At 38.6% G+C, this 22380-nt stretch carries 27 protein-coding genes; 24 read left to right on the top strand and 3 right to left on the bottom strand.

Annotation, left to right across the window (positions count from 1 at the left end; genetic code table 11):
• Window positions 1-31: 31 nt before the first annotated feature.
• Genes bioB through thiQ form a run of 7 tightly spaced genes read left to right on the top strand, consistent with a single transcriptional unit; the run spans window position 32 to window position 7102 of the window.
• Window positions 32-1084 carry a biotin synthase BioB gene (gene bioB, locus QQK09_RS13050; RefSeq protein ID WP_284204592.1) on the top strand — a complete coding sequence of 351 codons (1053 nt, stop codon included), beginning with the start codon at window positions 32-34 and terminating at the stop codon, window positions 1082-1084.
• A gap of 2 nt (window positions 1085-1086) precedes the next feature.
• Window positions 1087-2250, top strand: coding sequence for an 8-amino-7-oxononanoate synthase (gene bioF / locus QQK09_RS13045; protein WP_284204591.1), 1164 nt, complete (start codon window positions 1087-1089; stop codon window positions 2248-2250).
• Complete coding sequence (gene bioC, locus QQK09_RS13040; protein ID WP_284204590.1) at window positions 2250-3032, top strand: malonyl-ACP O-methyltransferase BioC; 783 nt, start codon at window positions 2250-2252, stop codon at window positions 3030-3032. Before bioF ends, bioC begins: the two co-directional genes overlap by 1 nt.
• Window positions 3029-3712 carry a dethiobiotin synthase gene (gene bioD / locus QQK09_RS13035; protein ID WP_284204589.1) on the top strand — a complete coding sequence of 228 codons (684 nt, stop codon included), beginning with the start codon at window positions 3029-3031 and terminating at the stop codon, window positions 3710-3712. The genes bioC and bioD overlap by 4 nt, the downstream gene beginning before the upstream one ends.
• Window positions 3713-3760: 48 nt before the next feature.
• Complete coding sequence (gene thiB / locus QQK09_RS13030) at window positions 3761-4771, top strand: thiamine ABC transporter substrate binding subunit (protein ID WP_284204588.1); 1011 nt, start codon at window positions 3761-3763, stop codon at window positions 4769-4771.
• A gap of 2 nt (window positions 4772-4773) precedes the next feature.
• Window positions 4774-6399, top strand: coding sequence for a thiamine/thiamine pyrophosphate ABC transporter permease ThiP (thiP, locus tag QQK09_RS13025; protein ID WP_284204587.1), 1626 nt, complete (start codon window positions 4774-4776; stop codon window positions 6397-6399).
• Window positions 6392-7102, top strand: a complete 711-nt coding sequence (gene thiQ / locus QQK09_RS13020) for a thiamine ABC transporter ATP-binding protein (RefSeq protein WP_284204586.1) — start codon at window positions 6392-6394, stop codon at window positions 7100-7102. Before thiP ends, thiQ begins: the two co-directional genes overlap by 8 nt.
• A 41-nt stretch (window positions 7103-7143) precedes the next feature.
• Here the strand turns inward: thiQ and QQK09_RS13015 are convergent, their stop codons facing one another.
• Window positions 7144-8106 carry an integron integrase gene (locus QQK09_RS13015; protein ID WP_284204585.1) on the bottom strand — a complete coding sequence of 321 codons (963 nt, stop codon included), beginning with the start codon at window positions 8104-8106 and terminating at the stop codon, window positions 7144-7146.
• A 428-nt stretch (window positions 8107-8534) separates the two neighbouring features.
• Between QQK09_RS13015 and yiaA the strand changes: the two genes are divergently transcribed.
• The 7 genes from yiaA to QQK09_RS12980 all read left to right on the top strand — a co-directional run bounded on the left by yiaA (window position 8535) and on the right by QQK09_RS12980 (window position 12322).
• Window positions 8535-9020 carry an inner membrane protein YiaA gene (yiaA, locus tag QQK09_RS13010; protein WP_284204584.1) on the top strand — a complete coding sequence of 162 codons (486 nt, stop codon included), beginning with the start codon at window positions 8535-8537 and terminating at the stop codon, window positions 9018-9020.
• 67 nt (window positions 9021-9087) lie between these two features.
• Complete coding sequence (locus QQK09_RS13005) at window positions 9088-9465, top strand: DUF3592 domain-containing protein (RefSeq protein WP_284204583.1); 378 nt, start codon at window positions 9088-9090, stop codon at window positions 9463-9465.
• Between the two features lie 125 nt (window positions 9466-9590).
• Window positions 9591-10196 carry a glutathione S-transferase family protein gene (locus tag QQK09_RS13000; protein ID WP_284204582.1) on the top strand — a complete coding sequence of 202 codons (606 nt, stop codon included), beginning with the start codon at window positions 9591-9593 and terminating at the stop codon, window positions 10194-10196.
• 294 nt (window positions 10197-10490) lie between these two features.
• Complete coding sequence (locus tag QQK09_RS12995) at window positions 10491-10817, top strand: NAD(P)H-dependent oxidoreductase (protein ID WP_284204581.1); 327 nt, start codon at window positions 10491-10493, stop codon at window positions 10815-10817.
• A gap of 74 nt (window positions 10818-10891) precedes the next feature.
• Window positions 10892-11110, top strand: coding sequence for a DUF6500 family protein (locus QQK09_RS12990; RefSeq protein WP_284204580.1), 219 nt, complete (start codon window positions 10892-10894; stop codon window positions 11108-11110).
• Between the two features lie 84 nt (window positions 11111-11194).
• Window positions 11195-11806 (top strand): RraA family protein, encoded by a 612-nt coding sequence (locus QQK09_RS12985; protein WP_284204579.1) that lies wholly within the window; start codon window positions 11195-11197, stop codon window positions 11804-11806.
• A gap of 42 nt (window positions 11807-11848) precedes the next feature.
• Entirely contained in the window at window positions 11849-12322 is a 474-nt protein-coding gene (locus tag QQK09_RS12980; RefSeq protein WP_284204578.1) for a GNAT family N-acetyltransferase, read from the top strand.
• 117 nt (window positions 12323-12439) lie between these two features.
• Here the strand turns inward: QQK09_RS12980 and QQK09_RS12975 are convergent, their stop codons facing one another.
• Window positions 12440-13978 (bottom strand): vWA domain-containing protein, encoded by a 1539-nt coding sequence (locus QQK09_RS12975; protein WP_284204577.1) that lies wholly within the window; start codon window positions 13976-13978, stop codon window positions 12440-12442.
• A 182-nt stretch (window positions 13979-14160) separates the two neighbouring features.
• On the opposite strand from QQK09_RS12975, the gene QQK09_RS12970 reads away from it, so the two are divergent.
• The 8 genes from QQK09_RS12970 (at window position 14161) to QQK09_RS12935 (ending at window position 20058) form a co-directional block, all read left to right on the top strand.
• A complete protein-coding gene (locus QQK09_RS12970) occupies window positions 14161-14424 on the top strand; it encodes a DUF1272 domain-containing protein (protein ID WP_284204576.1) in 264 nt (87 codons plus the stop codon).
• Window positions 14424-14717, top strand: a complete 294-nt coding sequence (locus QQK09_RS12965) for an antibiotic biosynthesis monooxygenase family protein (protein WP_284204575.1) — start codon at window positions 14424-14426, stop codon at window positions 14715-14717. Before QQK09_RS12970 ends, QQK09_RS12965 begins: the two co-directional genes overlap by 1 nt.
• A 367-nt stretch (window positions 14718-15084) precedes the next feature.
• Complete coding sequence (locus QQK09_RS12960) at window positions 15085-15717, top strand: HD domain-containing protein (protein ID WP_284204574.1); 633 nt, start codon at window positions 15085-15087, stop codon at window positions 15715-15717.
• A 20-nt stretch (window positions 15718-15737) separates the two neighbouring features.
• Window positions 15738-16208, top strand: coding sequence for a GNAT family N-acetyltransferase (locus QQK09_RS12955; RefSeq protein ID WP_284204573.1), 471 nt, complete (start codon window positions 15738-15740; stop codon window positions 16206-16208).
• A gap of 304 nt (window positions 16209-16512) precedes the next feature.
• A complete protein-coding gene (locus QQK09_RS12950; protein WP_284204572.1) occupies window positions 16513-16788 on the top strand; it encodes a hypothetical protein in 276 nt (91 codons plus the stop codon).
• Between the two features lie 130 nt (window positions 16789-16918).
• Complete coding sequence (locus QQK09_RS12945; protein WP_431312597.1) at window positions 16919-17251, top strand: DMT family transporter; 333 nt, start codon at window positions 16919-16921, stop codon at window positions 17249-17251.
• A 559-nt stretch (window positions 17252-17810) separates the two neighbouring features.
• A complete protein-coding gene (locus tag QQK09_RS12940; RefSeq protein ID WP_284204570.1) occupies window positions 17811-19322 on the top strand; it encodes a hypothetical protein in 1512 nt (503 codons plus the stop codon).
• Between the two features lie 148 nt (window positions 19323-19470).
• Window positions 19471-20058: a class I SAM-dependent DNA methyltransferase gene (locus QQK09_RS12935; RefSeq protein ID WP_284204569.1), complete on the top strand. Its 588-nt coding sequence runs from the start codon at window positions 19471-19473 to the stop codon at window positions 20056-20058.
• Between the two features lie 88 nt (window positions 20059-20146).
• Here the strand turns inward: QQK09_RS12935 and QQK09_RS12930 are convergent, their stop codons facing one another.
• A complete protein-coding gene (locus QQK09_RS12930) occupies window positions 20147-20581 on the bottom strand; it encodes an FKBP-type peptidyl-prolyl cis-trans isomerase (RefSeq protein ID WP_284204568.1) in 435 nt (144 codons plus the stop codon).
• A gap of 278 nt (window positions 20582-20859) precedes the next feature.
• Here QQK09_RS12930 and QQK09_RS12925 point away from each other — a divergent pair, with 278 nt between their 5' ends.
• A complete protein-coding gene (locus QQK09_RS12925) occupies window positions 20860-21729 on the top strand; it encodes an MYG1 family protein (RefSeq protein WP_284204567.1) in 870 nt (289 codons plus the stop codon).
• Between the two features lie 92 nt (window positions 21730-21821).
• Window positions 21822-22325 (top strand): hypothetical protein, encoded by a 504-nt coding sequence (locus tag QQK09_RS12920; RefSeq protein WP_284204566.1) that lies wholly within the window; start codon window positions 21822-21824, stop codon window positions 22323-22325.
• The last annotated feature ends 55 nt before the right edge of the window (window positions 22326-22380 follow it).

Genomic DNA, 22380 nt, shown 5'->3' with positions numbered 1-22380 from the left:
TTTATGTAACTAATTGAAGTGAGAATAAATTATGAGTAATACAACGATACGTCAAAACTGGACCGTCGATGAAGTTGAAGCGATGTTTGCATTACCCTTTATGGATCTTCTTTTTAATGCGCAGGTCGTTCATCGCGCACACTTCCCAAAAAATCAAGTACAAGTCAGCACGCTACTGTCTATCAAAACCGGAGCTTGCCCAGAAGATTGTAAATACTGCCCACAAAGTGCACGTTACGATACCGGTCTTGAGAAAGAGACGTTGATGGAAGTGAATAAAGTGATTAAAGCAGCACAAGATGCCAAAGCAACGGGCTCGACACGTTTTTGTATGGGCGCAGCTTGGAAAAATCCAAAACAACGTGACATGCCATATCTGGTTGAGATGATTAAAGAGGTGAAGTCTTTAGGGTTAGAATCGTGTATGACACTCGGTATGTTAGACAATCATCAAGCAACACAATTAGCCGATGCGGGTCTTGATTATTACAATCATAACTTAGATACCTCACCAGAATACTACGACAAAATTATCACCACGCGTAGTTATCAAGACCGTTTAGATACGCTTGATAATGTGCGCAGTGCGGGAATGAAAGTGTGTAGTGGTGGCATCGTTGGTTTAGGTGAACAGGGTAAAGATCGTTCGGGTTTATTAGTGCAATTAGCCAATATGCCACAACAACCAGAAAGTGTGCCGATCAATAAACTGGTAAAAGTGAAAGGCACACCCCTTGATAATGTCGATGATCTTGATGAATTCACTTTCATTAAAACCATCGCTATTGCCCGTATTATGATGCCAAAATCACACGTGCGTTTATCAGCTGGCCGCGATGCGATGTCTGAACAAACCCAAGCACTCTGTTTTATGGCGGGCGCAAATTCTATCTTCTATGGCTGTAAGTTATTAACCACAGATAACCCAGATGAAAGTACCGATATGCAACTGTTCAAAAAATTGGGCATTAACAAAGAAGCGGTTAATTTTTCACCCTATGAAAGCGAACAAAATGTCGATGCAGCAATTATTCGTCATGCAGAAAAGGATGAACTGTTTTACGATGCAACGGCTAAGGTATAATCGTGGCCTTTGACTTTATCGAACAACAGCTACAGCAGCGTAAAATCGATGGTTTATATCGTCAAAGCCAAATTACGCAGGGGCAACAGGGCCGTTATATAAAAGTGGCGGCTGATCATTACCTTAATTTTTCGAGTAATGATTACCTCGGGCTAGCCGCTGATCCCACGCTGATTAAAGCTTGGCAAAAGGGCGCTGAACTATACGGTGTTGGCAGTGGTGGGTCTTACTTAGTCACCGGTTATAACCAAGCCCATGCTGATTTAACTGAGCAATTGAAATCGTGGTTAGGCCTTGAAGCCATTGCACTTTTTAGCTCTGGTTATTCAGCCAATCAAGCGATCATTAAATTACTGCTCGATAAAAATGCACTGTTATTACAGGATAAACTCAATCACGCTTCATTAATGGAAGCGGGCAGTTTAGCGCAATGTAAAATGCAACGTTTTAAACATAACGATAGTGCACACCTACAAAGCCTATTAGAAAAGCAACAAAACCCGAATAGCCTGATAATCAGCGAAGGGGTGTTTAGTATGGATGGTGATCAAGCACCAGTTAAAGAGCTACTGATACAAAGCAAACAACATAATAGCTGGTTGATGATTGATGATGCCCATGGGTTAGGTGTATTGGGTAAAGATGGCCAAGGCAGTGTGGTTGAGTCAGGTATTGCTAATAGTGAACTGCAAATATATATGGCGACATTTGGTAAAGCGCTAGGTGTCGGTGGCGCGTTTGTTGCGGGTAGCCAAGCGCTGATAGATTACATAAACAATTTTAGTAAGCCCTATACCTATACCACTGGACTACCGCCTGCGATGGCTTACACAATAGGTTGCGCTGCACAAATGGCAGAAATAGAGCAATGGCGACGCGATAAAATGTTTGAGTTAGTTTCCTATTTCAAAACGCTTGCTGTACAGCATGATATCCAACTAGGTGAATCAAACACTGCGATTCAACCTTTGATTATCGGCGATAGCCAAAAAGCATTGATGGTCGCTGAGCAGCTTAAAGCACTTGGTTTTTGGGTAACAGCGATTCGCCCACCGACTGTTCCTGTTAATACTGCGCGATTACGTATCACGTTAACCACCAGTCACGAATTGCAAGATATCAAACAATTGATTGCAGCCATATCAACGATTTTAAGCGAGCATTAATGGCACAAACTATCGATAAACAAGCCGTGGCGGACTCCTTCTCAAAAGCCGCGAGCCATTATGATCAATTCGCTCAACTACAGCGCGATATTGGTGAACAACTGTTATCTCAAGTTAACGCATCATCAGCGAATACAGTAGTCGACTTAGGCTGTGGAACGGGTTATTTCAGTGAAAAATTGGATGTGCAATTCCCGCACAGCGAACTAACCTGTTTTGATCTGTCTCCTGCGATGCTTAATCAGACAAGGCAACGCGAACTAAAAAATGTACATTTTCAACAGGGAGACATAGACCAACTGCCTTTTGATGAAAATAGCGTCGATCTTATCTATTCCAACTTGGTAATTCAGTGGAGCGATGATTTTTGTGAGTGTTTAAAACAGATAAAAAACAGTTTAAAAGTGGGTGCTAAAGCTTATCTTTCAACGTTACTTATTGGCACATTAGATGAACTCACACAAGCGTGGAAAAGTGTCGATGATAACCCTCATACCAACCGATTTTTATCACTAACCGATATTGAGAACTGCCTAAAACAGAGTGGCTTTTCTAAGACGCAGTTAAAAAAAGAAACGCGTACGCTTGCTTATAAAAATGTGCTTGAGGTGATGCGGGCGTTAAAAGGGATTGGTGCGAACCATGTTCATGATCATCAAGCGACTAAGCTAACGGGTAAAAGATTAGTTAAGCAACTAGAGATGGGGTATCTGCCTTTTAAAAATGAACAGGGATTATTAAATCTCACCTATCAAGTTTGTTATATCGAGATCACTAAATGAATCAAACCTATTTTATCACTGGTACCGATACCGATGTCGGAAAAACCGTTTGTTGTGCGGCACTGTTACTAGCTGCTAAACAGCAGGGATTAACGACATTAGCTTATAAACCGATCGCGGCAGGCTGTGAATCAACGCCGGATGGTTTACGCAATGAAGATGCGCTCATTTTACAACACAATAGCACCTTGGCGGTTGATTATGATCTGATCAATCCAATTGCATTTAAACAGCCGATTGCACCACATATTGCCGCAGAATTAGAAAATCAGCCGATTAATCTTGAACAGGTCACTGCAGGGTTACAGCAATTACAGCAGCAGCAAAGTGATTTGTTGATTGTTGAAGGCGCTGGTGGATGGCACCTACCGATAAATAATGAACAGCTGCTTTCTGAATGGGTTGTCGAGCAAAAGCTACCCGTCATATTAGTAGTAGGCATGAAGCTCGGTTGTTTGAATCATGCCATGCTGACTTACCAAACACTGATTAATGAGGGCGTCAAAGTGGTAGGGTGGATAGCCAATCAATTATCAACAGAGATGCCGTTCTATCAACAAAATTTACAATGGTTAACGCAAAAATTCGCAGCGCCTTTAATTGCAGAAATTCCAAGGTTAGATTGCCCTTCGCGTTGTAATCTAGCACAATACGTCGATTTTCAATTTAATGACCAGTAAACACGCTTTAATAACAATAACGTACACAACTACAAAATGGACTACATAGTGAAAAATAAACTAACCGTACTAATTAGCTTAGCAACTCTATTTGCTACTCCTGTCATGGCGACGTCGCCAGTGAAAGAAAAACTCACTGTTTATACTTATGGTTCGTTTGCTTCTGAGTGGGGACCTGGTCCTAAAATAGAAGCTAATTTTGAGAAAGTGTGCAATTGTGATCTTGAGTTTGTTGCCTTAGATGATGGTGTATCGGTACTTAATCGTTTGCGCTTAGAGGGTAAAAATAGCCAAGCAGATGTTATTTTAGGGCTCGATGATAGCTTGATCACTACCGCTAAAAATACTGGCCTATTAAGTAAACATAATATTGATTTAAGCCCACTTAGTCTTAAATCACAGGAAAAATGGAGTGATGATACCTTTGTGCCATTTGATTACGGCTACTTCTCGTTTATCTATAACAGCGAAAAATTAAAAAATCCGCCAACTAGCTTAAAAGAACTGGTGGAGCAGCGTGATGATATCAACATCATTTATCAAGATCCGCGTACTTCAACACCAGGCCTTGGTTTGATGTTATGGATGAAGTCGGTTTATGGTGATGAAGTTAATGGTGCTTGGCAGAAATTGGCTAAAAAAACCGTGACGGTGACTAAAGGTTGGTCTGAAGCGTATAACATGTTTTTAGAGGGCGAAGCGGATATGGTACTTTCATACACCACTTCACCCGCTTATCACATCATCGCTGAAGGCAAAAAACAGTATGTTGCCGCTAATTTTAGTGAAGGGCATTACACACAAACGGAAGTTGCTGCGATCGTAAAAGGTAGCAAAAATAAAGCCTTAGCAACAACCTTTATGAACTTTATGTTATCAGAAGGTTTCCAATCGGAAATCGCGACAGGTAATTGGATGTATCCTGTCACCGATATTGCTTTACCTGCACAGTTCTCTGAGTTGACGGTACCGGTGAAATCACTGTCATTTTCAAGTGAGATTGTTGCGCAAAAACGCTCTGCATGGACTAAAGAGTGGTTGATCGCACTGACTGAGTAATAGTGAACGTGTCATTAAAGATTAAAAGCGTACAACTTCCCGGGATTTTACTCTCGGGCAGTATTTTTATATTTGTATTGATGGCGATGAGTGCATTACTTCTCTATTCACCGCATGTAGATTTAACCCAGATATGGGCTGACCCCTATTATCGTCACATCACCCAATTTAGTTTCTACCAAGCGTTACTTTCAACACTGCTCAGCGTTGTGTTTGCAATACCCATTAGCCACGCACTGTTTCGACGTCAGTTTTGGGGTAAAGCACTGCTGCTCAAGCTGTTTACCACTACGCTAGTGTTACCCGTATTAGTCGCAGTGTTTGGCCTATTAGCGATTTATGGTAACAGCGGGTTATTTGCTTCACTGTTTAGCTATTTTGATAGCAAACTGCCTTTTTCAATTTTTGGCTTGAACGGTATTTTATTAGCGCACGTTTTTTTTAACCTCCCCTTTGCCTGTCGTCTGTTTTTACAAGCATTAAGTGCTATTCCAGAGAAACAGCATCAACTTGCCTCTCAATTGGGCATGAAGCACTGGTATAAGTTTCGTTATGTTGAGTGGCCCTATATTGCTGGCCAATTGCCGCACATTGCAGGGCTAATTTTCATGCTCTGTTTTACCAGTTTTGCAACCGTGATGGCACTCGGTGGCGGTCCTAAATCAACTACCATCGAACTGGCTATCTATCAAGCGATCAAGTTTGATTTTGATCTGCAAACAGGTGCGTTATTAGCGCTATGGCAAATCTGCTTATGTGCAACATTAGCGTTTTTTATCCAAAAGATATCTAGCCCTACACAGTTAAAAAGCAGTTATAACGCATCTATCAATACTTATCACCATGATTCATGGTACTCAAAATGTTGGGATTTTTTCTGGATCATAGTGGTAACTATATTGGTTATTCCACCGTTATTGATGGTGGTCTTGTCAGGCCTCAACCAACAACTGTTAAGTGTATTAACGGCGCCTACCTTTTGGCTTGCGCTCAAAAATTCATTGTTGATCGCCACTTGTGCCGCTATATCGGCGGTCATTTGCGCCTTTTTTATTCTACTTGCCAGTCGTCAATGGCGTTTAGTCGGGCTTAATCATCGCGCCGATAAAATAGAGATGTTAGCGACGGTTATATTAGTGACGCCCGGTTTGGTGATCAGTACCGGGTTATTCTTACTGTTGCGCGATATTGGTCATTTATCGGAATTAGCATTTTATATAGTGGTGGCGGTGAATGCATTAATGGCATTACCTTTTGTGCTGAAAAGCTTGACGGTCCCGATGTTACAGAATGCTCAGAAATATGAGCGTTTATGTACCAGTCTAGGTATCTCTGGGTTTAATCGTTTCTATTGGATTGAGTGGAAGGCATTAAAGCGTCCGATATTACAAGCTTTGTGCTTAAGCTTTGTGCTTTCAATTGGCGATTTAAGCGCCATTGCGTTATTTGGTAGCCACACCTTTAATACATTACCTCTTTATCTATTTCAGTTATTAGGCAGTTATCAAATGCAATCAGCTGCAGTAGTTGCATTGGTATTATTGCTGTTAAGCGTAGGGGTTTTTATTATTATCGAACAGGTCTTTAAAGAGACAACAACATCACTAGATAGAGCCGAACATGATTAATTTTTCTCAGGTTAAGTATCATTATCAACAACAAAATTTTGAATTTGATCTGCAGGTTGAGCAGGGGAGTTTAGTGGCTATTCTAGGGCCCAGTGGTGCAGGCAAAAGTACGCTATTGAACCTGCTAGCGGGTTTTATTGCACCGATGCAGGGCGATATCGCCATCAATGGCAACTCAGTCTTAAGCGCAGCACCGCATCAGCGGCCTATCTCGATTTTATTTCAAGATAATAATTTGTTTACTCATCTCACCGCTTACCAAAATATCGGACTTGGTCTACACCCTGGGCTAAAACTAGATGCTCAGCAAAAACAGCTTATCCAAACAATGAGTGAGCATGTTGAGGTGGATAAGTTATTAGACCGTTTACCGGATCAACTCTCAGGTGGGCAACAACAACGTGTTGCTTTGGCGCGATGTTTTGTGCAAAAGAAGCCTATATTATTGCTCGACGAACCCTTTTCTGCACTTGATCCTGTATTACGTGTCGCGATGCTAGAGCGTGTTAGTGCACTCGCGAAACAACAAAATGTAACCGTGTTAATGGTGACACATCATATTAGTGACGCATTAGCCGTAGCTTCTCATTTTGTTTTTATCGATCAAGGTAATGCATCTGCGGTTGAACGTATTGAGCAGTTAACGCGTTCTCATCCGAATCAGCACCTTGCTCAGTTTATGAGTGCAGAAGTAAATAAATAGCTAAATTATTGCTGCCTATTTTTTGTTTAAACACGCTGATTTTATAGGTCAGAAAGCGGACTACGTACCCCATTTGCACCCGCTTGCAAAACATGTGTATATATCTGCGTTGTACGCAGATCTGAATGGCCTAATTGTTCCTGAACCGTGCGAATATCAGCCCCGCGCTGCAACAGGTGGGTAGCAAAAGAGTGGCGCAAAGTATGACAAGTTACTTTCTTTTCTATCTCAACTTGTTGCGCTGTTGTACGCACCGCTTTTTGTAAATTTGATTCATGGATATGGTGGCGACGAAATAATTTTAGCGTCGGGTCGACAGATAAGCGATTAGAGGGGAACAGATAGTGCCAATTAAACTCTTTTGGAGCATGTGGGTATTTACCTGCGAGTGCATAGGGCATATATACCCCCGCATATTTGTTGTTTTGTATATCTTGATCAAATAATAATTTCGCAGCAGCAATCTGTTTTTTTAATGGTGCAACCAACTCCTTTGCTAATGTCACACGACGATGTTTCCCGCCTTTACCATGCCATATTTGCACTGAAAGATAATCAAAGTCGATATCTTGAATACGCAGTCGCACCGACTCCATCAAACGTAAACCACTGCCATAAAGTAGGTGAATCGGCAGTGCTAGGGATGCTGGCACATTTTTAAGTAGCAGGGCAGTTTCCTCCGGGGTTAATACAACGGGTAATTTAGGCTGTGTGGTTGTGCGATTGTATCTAAGATCAAGTGTAAGAGGATTATCTAAAAACTCTTTATACAAATAGACAATGGCATTTAGCGCTAATGCCTGTGTTTTAGGCGCCACCTTCTTCTGATTTGCCAAGTAGGAGAGAAAGCGTTCAACCTCGGGATCATGACACAAGGTCGGGTGTTTCTTTTGATTAAAAAAGATATAAGCCTTTATCCAATGCAGGTAACTCTCAATGGTACGTTTAGCATAACGGCGCATTCTCATATTCTCTGCAATCGCATTTAAGAAAGGGGATTCCATAGGCAACTCACTTCTTATTTTAACTGTTTTTACATACAGTTTAGCTGTTTTCTCTTTTTTGACTACTTATAACATCATAAAAAACATTTTCATGATGATATAGAGTTGATTAATATTGATAACGGCTTGTAATGTTTTTACTAAATTGTAAAATAAAGGTCAATCACATAGTTTCTGCAGCATACTGCCATCGTGCTTTAGTTATATTGAAGCTAAATAGAAAATTTCTAGAGGTATCTTAGGGGGGAGTTTGCGAAACATTTTAAATTTTTGTCCGCTTAATATGGGCGTGAGTAACTTAACCTATATGTGGTTTTATCAGAGAGGTATCAATGCTCTTCATTAATAGCATATATATTACTGCCGTTAGATATGTCTCTAAGGCAACCCGGTCAGGAATGGCATTAACCAATAATAAGGATATTACTTTGAAATTAGATAATACAGCTTTAAATAAACCATCAACTGCTTATGTGTTAGCGACATGGGGCGCTTTACTGATAGGTGTTTCAAGTTATTTAATCGGGCTTTGGAATTCGACATTTCAATTAAATGAGAAAGGATTCTATTTCGCCGTATTTCTACTTGCTATGTTCGCGGCTGTTACGTTGCAAAAAACAATTAGAGACAAAGATGAGGGGCTGCCGGTGACACAAATTTTTATCGGTATGTGTTGGATGGCATTCGCATCGGGAATCGCTTTGTTAGTCATTGGTTTAATTAATGCTGATATTCTTTTAAGTGAAAAAGGCTTCTATGGTATCTCTTTTGTATTGGCTTTATTTGCAGTGATAACGGTACAAAAAAATACTCGAGATTTAACCAATGAATTAGGTGAAACGGATCCATCTGCATTCCCTAAATCTGCGCAAGCTATAGATGCAGCATTAGACGCATCAGAAATAATTCAATAACGATCACTTGGTGATTATCGCAATATGTTTGCCCGCTTAATGGGCATGACTTGTTCATGGAGAGAACATGAAAACATTAATAAATATCATCTTCGCAGTGGTTGCTGTCGTACTGCTTTTAAAAGCGTGTGATAGAGCCGCAGAAGTTAATTCATGGCCAGAAACAAAAGGGAACATTATTTCTTATGATATTGAAGAATATCAAGATTCCGATACCTACACAGACAAAAATGGTAAGAAACGTACAGAATGGGAAGATGAGTTTCGAATTACGTTTAGGTACCGATTTGAAGTAGAAGGGGTTGAATACATTGGAAGGTTTAAGGTTGATGATTTAGAAACAGATAGGGATATTAGACGTAAGCTAAAGATATATCCGAATGGTAAAGAAGTAAGGGTTAAGTATGATCCTAATAATCCTAATGATAGCCAAACAAGGATATAACAACCGCTTTGCATGTATTAAAACAGTGGGTTAACTTGTGCTTCTTAGCACAATGTAATCTGCTATTTATTTTCGATTCGATGGGCGTTATGTGTTCATCAGTTTCTTAATATAGGGGGCTTTAAATGGAATTAATTGTAGGTACAGACTCAACATGGTCTTTAAGGGCCTGGATATGTTTACAACTGGTAAATGTTGATGTCACAGAGCTGGTTATTGATTTAAATTCTGCGAATTATAAATCTGAAATTTTAAAATATTCACCAACGGGCTTGGTACCTGCGTTAATCAATGAAACGTGCGTTATACATGATTCATTAGCGATCACAGAATATTTAAATGAGTCTTTTAATGGGAAGTTGTATCCTAAAAATATAACAGAGCGCGCATTAGCGAGAAGCTTATGCGCTGAGATGCATTCGGGTTTTATGAATCTTCGTAGCCAATGTCCTTTCACGTTAAAAGCAGTTTCAAACAACGTTGATATAAGTGAAAATATGAGTCTTGAATTAGGCAGAATTGAAGCCATATTTGAACAGGCAGAGATTCCATTTATGTCTGAGTCTGCAAGTGCGGTAGATGCTTTCTATTCTATTTTAGCGTTTCGTCTTAAAAGTTACGGTGTTAATTTCCAAGGTAAAGCAGGTGAGTATCAGGATAGCCTTTTAAATTGGTCTTTATTAAAAAAGGCTATTATGCAAGCGGAACAATGGCATAGTGCATATAAATAAATTTAAGTTATAACATTTTTAAACGAGCGATTACGTAGCGGTTGGCGATACATTACATGCCACCGTTTTGCCTGTTTAATGCCGTGTTAGGTAATAGGAGTAAAACAGTGCGAATCGCTGTCGTTTTAGGCACATCAAAATCAGATGGAAATACACGGTTGTTGGTTGATGCATTTGTCGCTGAATCCGATGCTCAGGTATTTGATCTTTCAGATTATAAATTTTCTTTTTTTGATTATGAGCATCAGAATAGAGGAGATGCATTTATCCCCTTAATAAATGAGTTAACATGTTTTGATACATATTGTATTTGCATCACCAGTTTATTGGTATTCAATGTCAGGGCAATTAAAGGTTTTTTTTGATCGTTTATCTGATCTTCTAACGATAGAAAAAGAGCTTGGACGTAAGTTAAAAGGAAAGCAATGCTCTATTATAGCAACTGGTTTTGATAAAGAGCTACCGACTTGCTTTGTCACACCGTTCGAAATGACTGCAACTTATTTGCATCTTGAATTTAAAGGTTTTACTTATTTATCAGTTCAAAGCGAAGCAGATTTAGGCGGCATTAACAGAAATATTCAGCATGCTATTCAAAATTTAACCTTACAAGCTAATTAACGGGATAGTATAGAGGTTATAATTATTAGCCTGTAACAAACCTTTATACATATTAAAAGCGGTATTCAAAATTTATGAGAGAAACATTAAGAACAAAAATAATCGACGTTTGTAATAAAAAGATCGACACGAAAGGTAACAATGTCGGCTTGTCGTTTTATGCTTTTTTTGCCAATAAAAATGACAATCCTGAACTGTTGATGGAAGTGGCAACGTGGTGGATTCAAACCCATCAATTAGATCATTTTGTGAAAGCTTATAAAATTAAAGAGATGGTTGAAGCTGGTTTGTAGAGAACACAATTGTAAATGGAATTTAAACGTTGGCTTTAGTCCGTTGCGCAATAATTATTTTTTTATTCATTATGGAGAATAGAGATGGAACATAATTTTTCTCAATTGGTAACAACTGATTACGGCAACATATTAAGTCGAGATCACTTTGTTGATTTCTCTATTCGTCCACTATGGCTTGGAATGCCGAGTATTTTTGGTGAAGCATACACGGTGCAATTAGCATCTGGTGACAATTTAATGCTGCACTCCGCTATTTATGAAGCACCTAAAGGATCTATTTTGGTGATAGATGGCGTTGATTGCAAAAATGCAGTCGCTGGGGGCAATGTATGCGCTATCGCCAAACAACGAGGTATTAAAGGTTTTATTGTTGATGGTGTTATTCGAGATTTGGGTGAAATCGAAGAGATGAAATTCCCTGTGTTTGCAAAAGGTGTTTTTCCTGTTCCGGGCAAAAAAGAACAGTACTTTGAATTAGGAAACCCGATCACCTGTGGTGGGGTTAAAGTGTCTACAGGTGACATTATTGTTGCCGACGCAGAGGGGATTGTTGTTATTCCGAAGTTAGATAAAGAAAATGTGTTTTCAGCTGCGTTAAAAAAAGCCGATACTGAAGCGCGAATGACACTTGCTGAATGGAAACAAAATCATAGGCAAAAAGTTGAAGACGCAATAAATTTGGCTAAAAAGTAGTTACTCAGTGTTAAGTGTTTACAGAGAACCTTGAGAGGGTATATGGATATTAACTTTAGAGAAGCCACTATTGATGATGCTGAACTAATTGCTACTTTTGTCGTCGATCTGACGACAGAAATATCTGAACTAACCGTTGCGACCCATTTTGAGATTGATCTACATAGCACGATTAAGCGATGTCAGGCATTAATCAGTGAGGGGCAATATGCCGCTATTATTGCTCGTCAAAATCAAACACCGATAGCGATTGTGACCATGACAGAAACGGTTGCTTTATATGCTGGTGGCAAAGTTGGGGTGATTCAAGAGTTTTATGTTACGCCTGATTATAGAGACTCTGGGGTTGGTTCAAGGTTGATTGAGCAAGTAAAGACCTATGCTAATCAGCATCATTGGTCATGTATTGAATTATGTACACCGCCTTTACCTGAATTTGAACGCACATTAAACTTCTATCAGAAAAATGGCCTGAATCCTGTTGGCGGACGAAAAATGCGCCAGACATTTTCATAATTTAATACCGGTTAGAATAACAATAAAATCTACTTGTTTTAATGATTCATTATTAATTTATGATTAGCGCTGTTGCCAGTAATCGCATTTTATTTTGCTATTACTGGCAGTCCATTTTTAAGGAATCAATAGCTCACGACTCGCGACAATCTCATCGCCCACTTTTAATTCGATATTCAAGGTTTCACCCGTTACAAGATCAGTTTTTAATTCAGCATCATAATTAAACGTGACACGCGTTGATATGCCTGATAAAAAGCTACCTAGCTCAGTAAGATCAGTAACATCGAAATAGCTACTATCTGTTTCATCAGTAATTTTTTTCATTACTTCAATAGCATAATCGCTTAAACCATCACCAGCACCAATGATATTTACCGGAATATTATACTGATTGGCTTTAGTAATAATATCATCCACAGTCGTATCAGAAGCATTATCATCGCCATCTGTTAAAGCGATTATCATTGGTTTTGATACGTTAGCTGCAATGAGTTGCTCTATTGCTGAATCGATACTGTCATAGAAAGCAGTTGATCCACCAAACGGGTAATAAGATGACCTCGCAATATTATCTATTCTGTCTGCATGGCGATCTGTTTTAGTGCCATAAGAAGGATTATATAGAGCAGAGGTTGGGTTATATAAATCAATTAATGTGTGCAGAGTGCTTTGTTCTTTGATGAAGTTTGTTGCACTATTTATTGAGTAAGTTAGTGCATTTTCATCTATATCGTATAGTGCTAATTGTTCTTCAATAACAGTATCTGTCATCGGGAATATATCCCATGAAAAGAGTGTTAACGAAAACTCGGATGCAGGGTCATTTGCTTTGGTCATGTCAATTAAATCATGTGCCGCTTCAGCTACTAAACTATAGCGCGTGTGTGACTCGCCATCAGGTGCAAGAATTAGTTCGTTATTTTCATCTCTAACCTCTTCACCCATCGAGCCACTTGCATCCAGTGTAACGGCGACAGAGGCAAAATTCTCTGAAGTGTTTTGTGATCCGACGATAATAATATTGCTTAATTCAGTGTCTGCTAATGTAAAAATAAAGGCTGAACTTGGTAAACCAATCACCGCTTTATTAGAGACACTATCAGTAATTATAAAGTTAACACTTTGCTCATTACTTTTTTTCAGAGAAGAAATTTCATAATTGGCACCGCTTTCAATTGTTGAAACAACTTTAGCAGCATTATCTGCTAGGAAGTTATCGATATCACTAATGATATTTTTGTACCCTTGTTTCTTCGCAATGATATTTTTAATATTGCTAACCAATGTTTCGTCAACAACGAAAGTGAATTCACCACATTCGTCGGTGGTAATGGCATCCTGAATATTATCGCCCAATGCATCATGTAGTTCCACTGCTGCATCATTGAGAGGCATGTAACCCGTTGGTACATTTGGACAATCAACAGTAATATTATTTGTTGCAGCTCGAGTACTAATAGTTGCTACAGTCTCAGTGAGTACGAGAGGGACAACAAGTTGACCATCTATTTCTTGATAGGTAATCATCTCTGCTGGTGGGGTTGTTGTATCCGGCTGGGTATTTGTTTCAGTGGAGGCATTAGAATTAGAATCACCACAGCCAGCCAGAGTGAAGCTTAGTGCAATTGCCGTTGATACTTTTGTTAATTTCATTTGAATCCTTTCTACTTTAAAAGGGTAATGATAATATCAACAAAAAACCAAAATAAAAGTAATTTTAATTTTTTTATAATGTGTGCGTCAAGTATTTATCATTCGATCTGCTGTCTCTAGGGGGAAGTGTGACCTGGGGAGGTACCTTAAAAATACATATATCCTATTTTATGGAGTAATAAATGTTAGCATTAAGACCTAATTGTGAATGTTGCGATAAAGATTTACCTTCTGACTCTGCAGAAGCTTTAATCTGTAGCTTTGAGTGTACATTTTGCAGAACTTGCGCTGAATCCACATTAAACTTTGTGTGTCCAAATTGTTCAGGAAATTTAGTTGAACGACCTATTAGAACTATTGAGGCTCTAAAATATAATCCCGCATCAAGTAAACGTGTATTAAAAACGCATGGTTGCTTACCCAATACAGATATCAAGGAGCGTTAATGTTTGCAGTTATATTCAGAGCAAAGCCGGGTGTTCAGGATTCACAGTACATTGAAACCGTTACTAAAATGCGCGATCTTGCATTTGAAAAGTACGGCTGTCTCGATTTTGTTGCCGTTACTGAAGGCGATCAAGAGATCGCAATCTCTTATTGGCAAAGTGAGTTGGCAATTAAACGATGGAAGAGTGATGCGGAGCATACTTTGGCACAAGATCTTGGCCGTGCTAAATGGTACGAATCCTACATTGTGCAAGTGGTCGAGATAAAACGAGAGTATAAATACAACCTATAAATGTTGAAAATACAAAAATATTTATTACGCATATTTTTAATGATGTGGATTTATATAATAAGTCGCTATTTCCACACGATTAATCGATTTGTCTATATCTAATGAACTAAATCACATATTAAGTTTCAGGCTGATGGGAGACTACGATAATAAATTCAGAATGTGCTGCACAGTGATACTATTTTGTTGTTAACCAGCACGCCAAAATAGTAGGTTGATCTTGCGATAGTGACATAAGGTAGAGTAATAATGGTGAGTTTTATAATAGACGTTATGAGGGCGTAAATAATTTAACTAACGAGCTTAGCGACACGCTGTTATTATAAATATTAACAAATTTTATTAAGTAATAATGTGGAGTTTTTAATTGCAACTAACTGAACAATTTGAGAATAAAATTCAGCTGTTTGTTAAAGAGCAGATGACACAGGATCAAGCGCATGACATGAGTCATCTGCTGCGTGTGGTTAAAACAGCCAAACAGTTATGTGAAGATGAAAAGGCCTGTAATGAGGTTGTTATTCCTGCTGCTTATCTGCATGACTGTGTATCATTTCCGAAAAACCATCCTGACAGAGCGCAAAGTTCAACATTGGCGGCTAAAAAAGCGATTGAATTCTTAACCTCAATTGATTATCCGAGTGAATTTTATGAGCAGATTTCCCATGCGATTATTACCCATAGCTATAGTGCCAATATCAAACCTGAAACAGTAGAAGCCAAAATTGTCCAAGATGCAGATCGTCTTGATGCCTTAGGTGCGATTGGTATTGCACGCTGTTTACAAGTTGGTTGTTCGCTTGGGCTGGCACTGTATAACGATGAAGATCCTTTCTGTGAACATCGTGAAATGGATGATCGCGCTTATAGCATTGATCATTTCTATAATAAGTTGTTTAAACTCGCTGATACCATGAATACAGATTCAGCAACTATTGAGGCACAGCGCCGTACTGAATTTATGCGTGAGTATCTTCGTCAGTTGGGGGCTGAGGTCTGAATACTGTGAACATCAGGGAGGTGAACATCAAGCACCTTAACGCTTTTGAACGCTATTTTAATGAGTGTGTTACAAGTGGTTTAGATTTATATCATGGTGATTATGAATCGTACTTAATTAAAAGAATCAGGTATTCACAGGGTAAAGGACTTCCTGAAGGATGGCCGCCGATGTCGATGTATTTGTGCTTTGAGTCTGACATTATTGTTGGTTCAATCAGAGTACGTCATGGTACGAATGATTATATTAGGGGCGAGATAGGCCATATTGGTTATGAAACCTCACCCAAAGCAAGAGGCCAAGGTGTTGCAACTACAATGTTGCAGTGGGTTATCGATAATGTTATCGAGGATAAGGTGATTGTTACTTGTGCTGAAGATAATATTGGTTCAAGAAAAGTGATCGAAAAGTGTGGTGGTGATTATCTGGATCGTTTGTACTCAGAAGAAAAGGTAGGGTACCTGCTGCGTTATCAATTAACACCTAAATAAGGCTAAATCCAATAATGATATGTTTATCTTGTTACTTAAACGGTATTTCCTGCTATATATACCGTACTTAGGCAGTAAGTATTTTTTGCAACAAAAGCCCCCTCATTTCATTTTTCAACTTCGAATAAATCGACACATCACGCAATTTAATCAACTCGTTATTCAAAATATAATAAATTATTGAATATTAACTGAAGGTAAATTATGGTGATCAAACTAAGCATTTAGCGCCAGTCGCGCTTTAATCATTTCAAGTCATGCTAATTGGCTTGCCGATACAGTGATTTATATTCGGAGAGGGCAGATGGAACAGTCAGAATTTTTGAGTTACTTAAGCAATGAGTTAGATCTTTATTACCAAATACCTAGCACCTATAGCCAAGTAAAATATGAAAAGAAGCAATACATTAATGGATTAATGAAAGCTTCCCGCTTTTTTGGTGTGAGCTTTGAAAACATACAAGAGGTGATTAACCGTGAATCTAAAGGTCAAATTGCAGCACTTGCCGCTTCTGGACGAACCGATGAACTATATGAAATCCCGGCTTTTATACGTGAAAATAAAGCAATTCATGTATAAATAATGTTAATTCTGGATAATTAAATCGATATAGTGAGATTAAATAGAAATATTTGATTCAATAATATGTACCTCATTCACGCTGAAATGATACATTCGCGCATTAAAGTCGATTTTATAGTGAAGGGATATTATGGGGTATTGGTATTTAGCGTTGGCCATCGGGTCAGAAGTGATTGCTACACTCGCATTGAAACAATCAGATGGTTTTTCGAATAGCACAGCAAGTATTATTTGTGTTATCGGTTATGCATTCGCATTTTATTTCCTCTCATTAGTACTAAAAACGATACCACTGGGTATCGCTTATGCTATTTGGGCAGGTTTGGGCATTGTATTAATCGCGTCTATTAGTGCCATCCTATTTAAACAGATACCTGATCTAGCTGCTGTTATCGGTATGGCTTTAATTGTATTAGGCGTTATCGTGATTAATGTATTTTCAAAAACGGGTGGGCATTAATACGCATTCGGAAAAAATAGCGTGATTAGATTCAGTTCTAGCCTCGAAAGCGCTAATGTTGAATCGTTAGACCAATCTAACTAAATTAAATGGTCGTCTGCCATAAAGATCGCAAAACTCTATTTAACACTATTAATCAATGACATCGTTCGTTTCTTCTACAAACACATCAATATCTATTCATTTACCAACATTAATTATATAAATCTAACCTCTGCATTCTATATTATGTATTCCATTCCTTGTATGCTTTATATATCAAAGTGATAGGTGGTTTTATCGCTATTTGAATAATCGTTATAGCAGTATCAAAGCATCTAATTTTGAGTGTCATTAAATTTGGCGCGTTTATTGCTTTAATTACATTGTATTTGTATTAATCATGCAGCGTTTTAATCCATATTTATTTTTGTTTATTAATTAACCGAAAAGTGTCATGAAAGTGGCGTTTCATCAGAATTAATGGCAAGTGTGACAAAATTATGTTGAATAAATAGTAGGTTATGAATTTTTGCTGCTCACAAGATAAACCGAATTTGATTTTTAAGGATTTAAATTAATGAACAAGACCATTCTTGCCGCTCTGATCATCCCCGCTTTTATTGCCGGCTGTGGTTCAAGCGGTGGTTCTTCGCCAACGCCGATCGAACCAGTAATATACAAATGGCAGATTGTACAGTTAAAATCTGTGCCAGTAGGCTCTCTTGCTGAGACCTGCGTTATCTATGCAGACTCGGCCTTAAATCAAGGCGAGGTAATAACAGCTTATATTGCCGATAGAAACTTTAAGATTATCTACCATAATGAAGATGGTACTATTAGCAAACAGTTCATAGCAGATAATACTACTAATGGTCAATTGATGATTGATTCTGACGATGTACCAGATAACGGTTATGTTACATTAGAAGAGTTTACCCCTAGCAGTAATACCAAAGAAAGTTATATGTTCAGTGTTCAAAAATCGCTAATGACTGATTTGGTGCTGAATGTGAAACAAACACAAACAGATACCTGTGTAACGGGTAATGACTATCGAGAGACTTATTCAACAGAAGCCAAACTTAATATTCCCCAAATCTCCGTCGATACTGAATATTACCAAAGTAGCTATAACGTAAATTCAATTAATGGTCAGGTAACGTCTTACGCGATTCCTGTTAATACACCATATCCCGGGGCACGAGATATCCTTATTACTGCATATGACGAATATGATGCTAATACTGAACAAAAAATAGCTCTTTCACAATGGGGATTTATTGAACCAAGTTTTCTTTATGAAGATGAGGATGTATATGGTGCTAAACTGAGTGAGCTAGAGTTGGAAGATATCTATTTGTCTAATGACAACAACAGTATCGATTTAGATGAGAAGAGTGGTGTGATAGCGGTTCACAATAATAATAGTTACTTTTGGCAACCAATCTATAATAATTCAGATACTTTAACCGTTGCTTTTGATAGTAATGAAGTGAGCACATGGAGTGGTTATTTTTCTGGTACCGTTGACACTGATAACTGGTCATTTGAAAGTTTTATTGCATTAACAGGTGAAACGTATCTTGATTTTCCAACATTACCAACGTTGGGGTCTGTTGATTATGTGACAGTAACTAGCAATTGTAATATTGCAGCTAATCATTGTATTGATACCGATGCTAGTTTTAACAGTAACGATTTTAATTATCAGAGAACGCACCTTCGCTTAGAAGAGTCTGGTACTAATAATAATTACACTAAGCAGACTATCTTGTCAGAAGTGAACGAAGATCCGGTAGTTTTACAAAGCAGTACATTTACACTTGTTGATCCTACTTTAATTCGTGCAGAGTTTAATTTAATGGCGACTGATGCAGGTAGTACTGATGCGGTGAAATATCTTATGTCTAATAATATCGACTTAGTAACAGTTGGCGAATATTCTTCTGATCCAGCTAATGATGTTGCGGAAAAAGCCTTCTTTAACGATATTAATGGTTATGTTGTTCCTCGAACGACAAGTGAATCTTTATATAAGAAGATGCTAGAAAAAAATACAACTACCATGATGGCAACATACGAGCAGTAATCTCCCCTTTATTATTCGTTGATTCTTTGAGCCTCACTTTTCAGTGGGGCTTTTTTTTGTTCGCTTTTAAGTAATCGGAATAGAACTATACTGTCGTCTATGGAGTATTTTATACACTTTTGAATTGCAGATAGAAGGAGAATCAATTTTGAGTAATGAATGGGACGAATATGCGGCGAGTTGGGCAACTGACCCTACCGTTGTCAATTATGCAAGTAACGCATTTGCAGCGCTTAATGATAATGTTGATATTGATAGCTTGCAGGTACTTGATTTTGGTTGCGGGACAGGGGCATTGACTGAATTAATGAGCCCAAAGGTAAAACAAATTGTGGCGCTTGACCCTGCATCAGAGATGATCAAACATCTGGATAAAAAAGCGTTGAAAAATGTATTTTCTATTGCCGATTATCTCACTCAAGAGCTGGTGGATAGCCAGCCTGAATTGCAGCAGGGGTTTGATCTGATTGTCGCTTCATCTGTGTGTGGCTTTTTATCAGACTATGAGAAAACCTTAAGCTTATTAACATCACTATTAAAAACAGGTGGGGTATTTGTGCAATGGGATTGGCTTGCGACTGATGAAAGGGCGGCGACGGGATTGAGTGAATACCGCGTTAAAAAAGCATTTGAGAATAATGGTTTAACACAAATTAATATCACTACTGGTTTTACCATGAGCAGCTCAAAAGGGTTGATGCCTGTGCTAATGGCCGTAGCTAAAAAAGGCACATAATAAGAAAGCTATCGGAGTAGGGCATGATCAGCCCCATCTGTTATTTCTCTATTTAGTTATGTTATTAATAGTTTCAATTATTAAACGTTTAAAAGATGTCAATCAGCCTTATATCAATCACTAAGACCGCATTTGGCCCTATCTTACTGCGGTTGCCTTTTTTCCCCCATGCTAAATCTGCTGGTATTACAAATTCATAACGTTCTCCAAGGGCCATATATTGCAAACCTTCGGTTAAACCATCGATCGCTTCTTCAACGCTAAACTTTTCTGAACTATTGGTTTTATAGGTATCGGCGATCACTTTACCATCGGTTAAAAGAATACGCTGGTGGACTTCAACACTGTCTTGAAAAGTAGGGTGACGACGTTCATCAGTTTCATCTATCACACGATACATCAAGCCTGAATCTGTGCTGATAACATCAGCTTTTTGCTGGTACTTGGTGATAAAATCTTCGCTGCTTTTTCTATTTTGTCCTGCAGAGCCTTTACCATTTTTTTTGTCTTTTTTACGCGCCATTATTTTATATTCCGAAGTGATAAACTGATGATTCAATGGTGTGGTGCACCCACTTGAGAAGTGCATCAATATTAACATTTAATTCAATCACTATTTTACCTCTCTTTGTAAGCACATCTCAAGGCAATGTTATTGATGATAAAGGTAACTTTATATTCTATTTTCGTATTCAATACATTTATCGACAGATATTCAGGCTGTTCATTATAAATAATCTGTTGTTGTTAAGCGGCTTAATATAGAATCTGCGTTTATTCCTTTCAAAAATGATAAAGCAGATGAATGATAAAACGATAGTAACCCACAACGGTAATTTTCATGCCGATGATGTATTCAGTGTCGCTGCACTTAAGTGCATTTTCCCTACTTTTAACCTGATACGCACACGTGATGATGAAATTATCAGTCAAGCAGATATCGTACTTGATGTGGGTGGTGAATATGATCCAGAAACGGGCCGTTTTGATCATCATCAACGTGGCGGTGCAGGTGCACGTGAAGATGGTATCCCTTATTCATCTTTTGGTCTCATTTGGAAGCAGTATGGTCTTGAGATATGTCAGGGTAATGAAGCGTTAGCAAAATCAGTTGACGCTGGTTTAATATCAACCATTGATGCGATCGATTGTGGTCATGTCGAAGGTGTATCTACCGGTATCAGCCTTAGCCATACTATCTCAATGTTTAATCCAACCTGGCAAGAAGAGGGCGATTTTGATGCTTGCTTTAATGAAGCGGTTGAATTCGCATCACGTGTTTTAGCGCGTTTTATCGCCTCTGCAAACGGCGGATTAAGTGCGAAAGCGATTGTTGCGAAAGCGATTGAAAATGCTGAAGACCCACGTATTATCGTTTTAGAGAAATACACGCCGTGGAAACGTACAGTACATGCTTTATCAGAAGCGGCACTGTTTGTGGTTTATCCATCACAAACTGGGCAATGGCGAATTCAAACGGTACCTGCTGAATTAGGATCATTTGAAGATAGAAAATCATTACCAAAAGCATGGGCTGGTCTAAACGGTGCTGCGCTTCAAGAAGTGACTGGAATCGAAGATGCTATGTTCTGTCATAATGGTCTGTTTATTGCCGGTTCAGAATCTTTTGCAAGTACCATGAAGATGGCTGCACTAGCTGTTGAGGCATAATTAAGACTGCATAATGAAGACAGTTGCACTACTTGTGATTGTATAAGTGGTGCGCTATAAATAAGCATCAGAGATAAATTTAGGAAAAGCAGATGAGCGATACATTTAATGTGTTTTTAGAGCAAACCATCATCAACAAGGACAACCTTGGGGAAGATGATATCTTGCAAGCGGGCTTTGATTTTATTAAACAACAATTGCAAGCTTACCTTCAACATGAAGGACTTACTGCAATCACGTTTACAGAAGCAGTTAAACAAGCGAGACAAAGCCAAAATAACGAAACAGATCCACGTTTCTGGCTCGCTTTAGAGGCATTTTTCTTAGCGGTTGGCGACAGTATTGATAATAAGCCACAAGCGACACGTTGGTTACGCTTTGTAAATATTATTGAAACCTTACAGGGGTATTCTGGCAGTCAGGTGATCATGGATAAAAATATTCGTTCGAAGCGTGTTAAACGTCTTTGTTTAGCGACTGCATTAACCTGGGAACACCTACGTTATATTGCAGGCAATGAGGATGATTATAATCCTAGCGAGTTAATCATCAATGCGTTTACTGATGTACACGAACATGATCATAGTCATCACTAATTAATATATCCTTTGGATGCAAGCATCAATAAAAAGGCGAACCACAGTGGGTTCG

Source organism: Psychromonas marina (genome assembly GCF_030161115.1).
Lineage (GTDB): Bacteria > Pseudomonadota > Gammaproteobacteria > Enterobacterales > Psychromonadaceae > Psychromonas > Psychromonas marina.
This window is presented reverse-complemented; position numbering and strand designations above follow the sequence as displayed.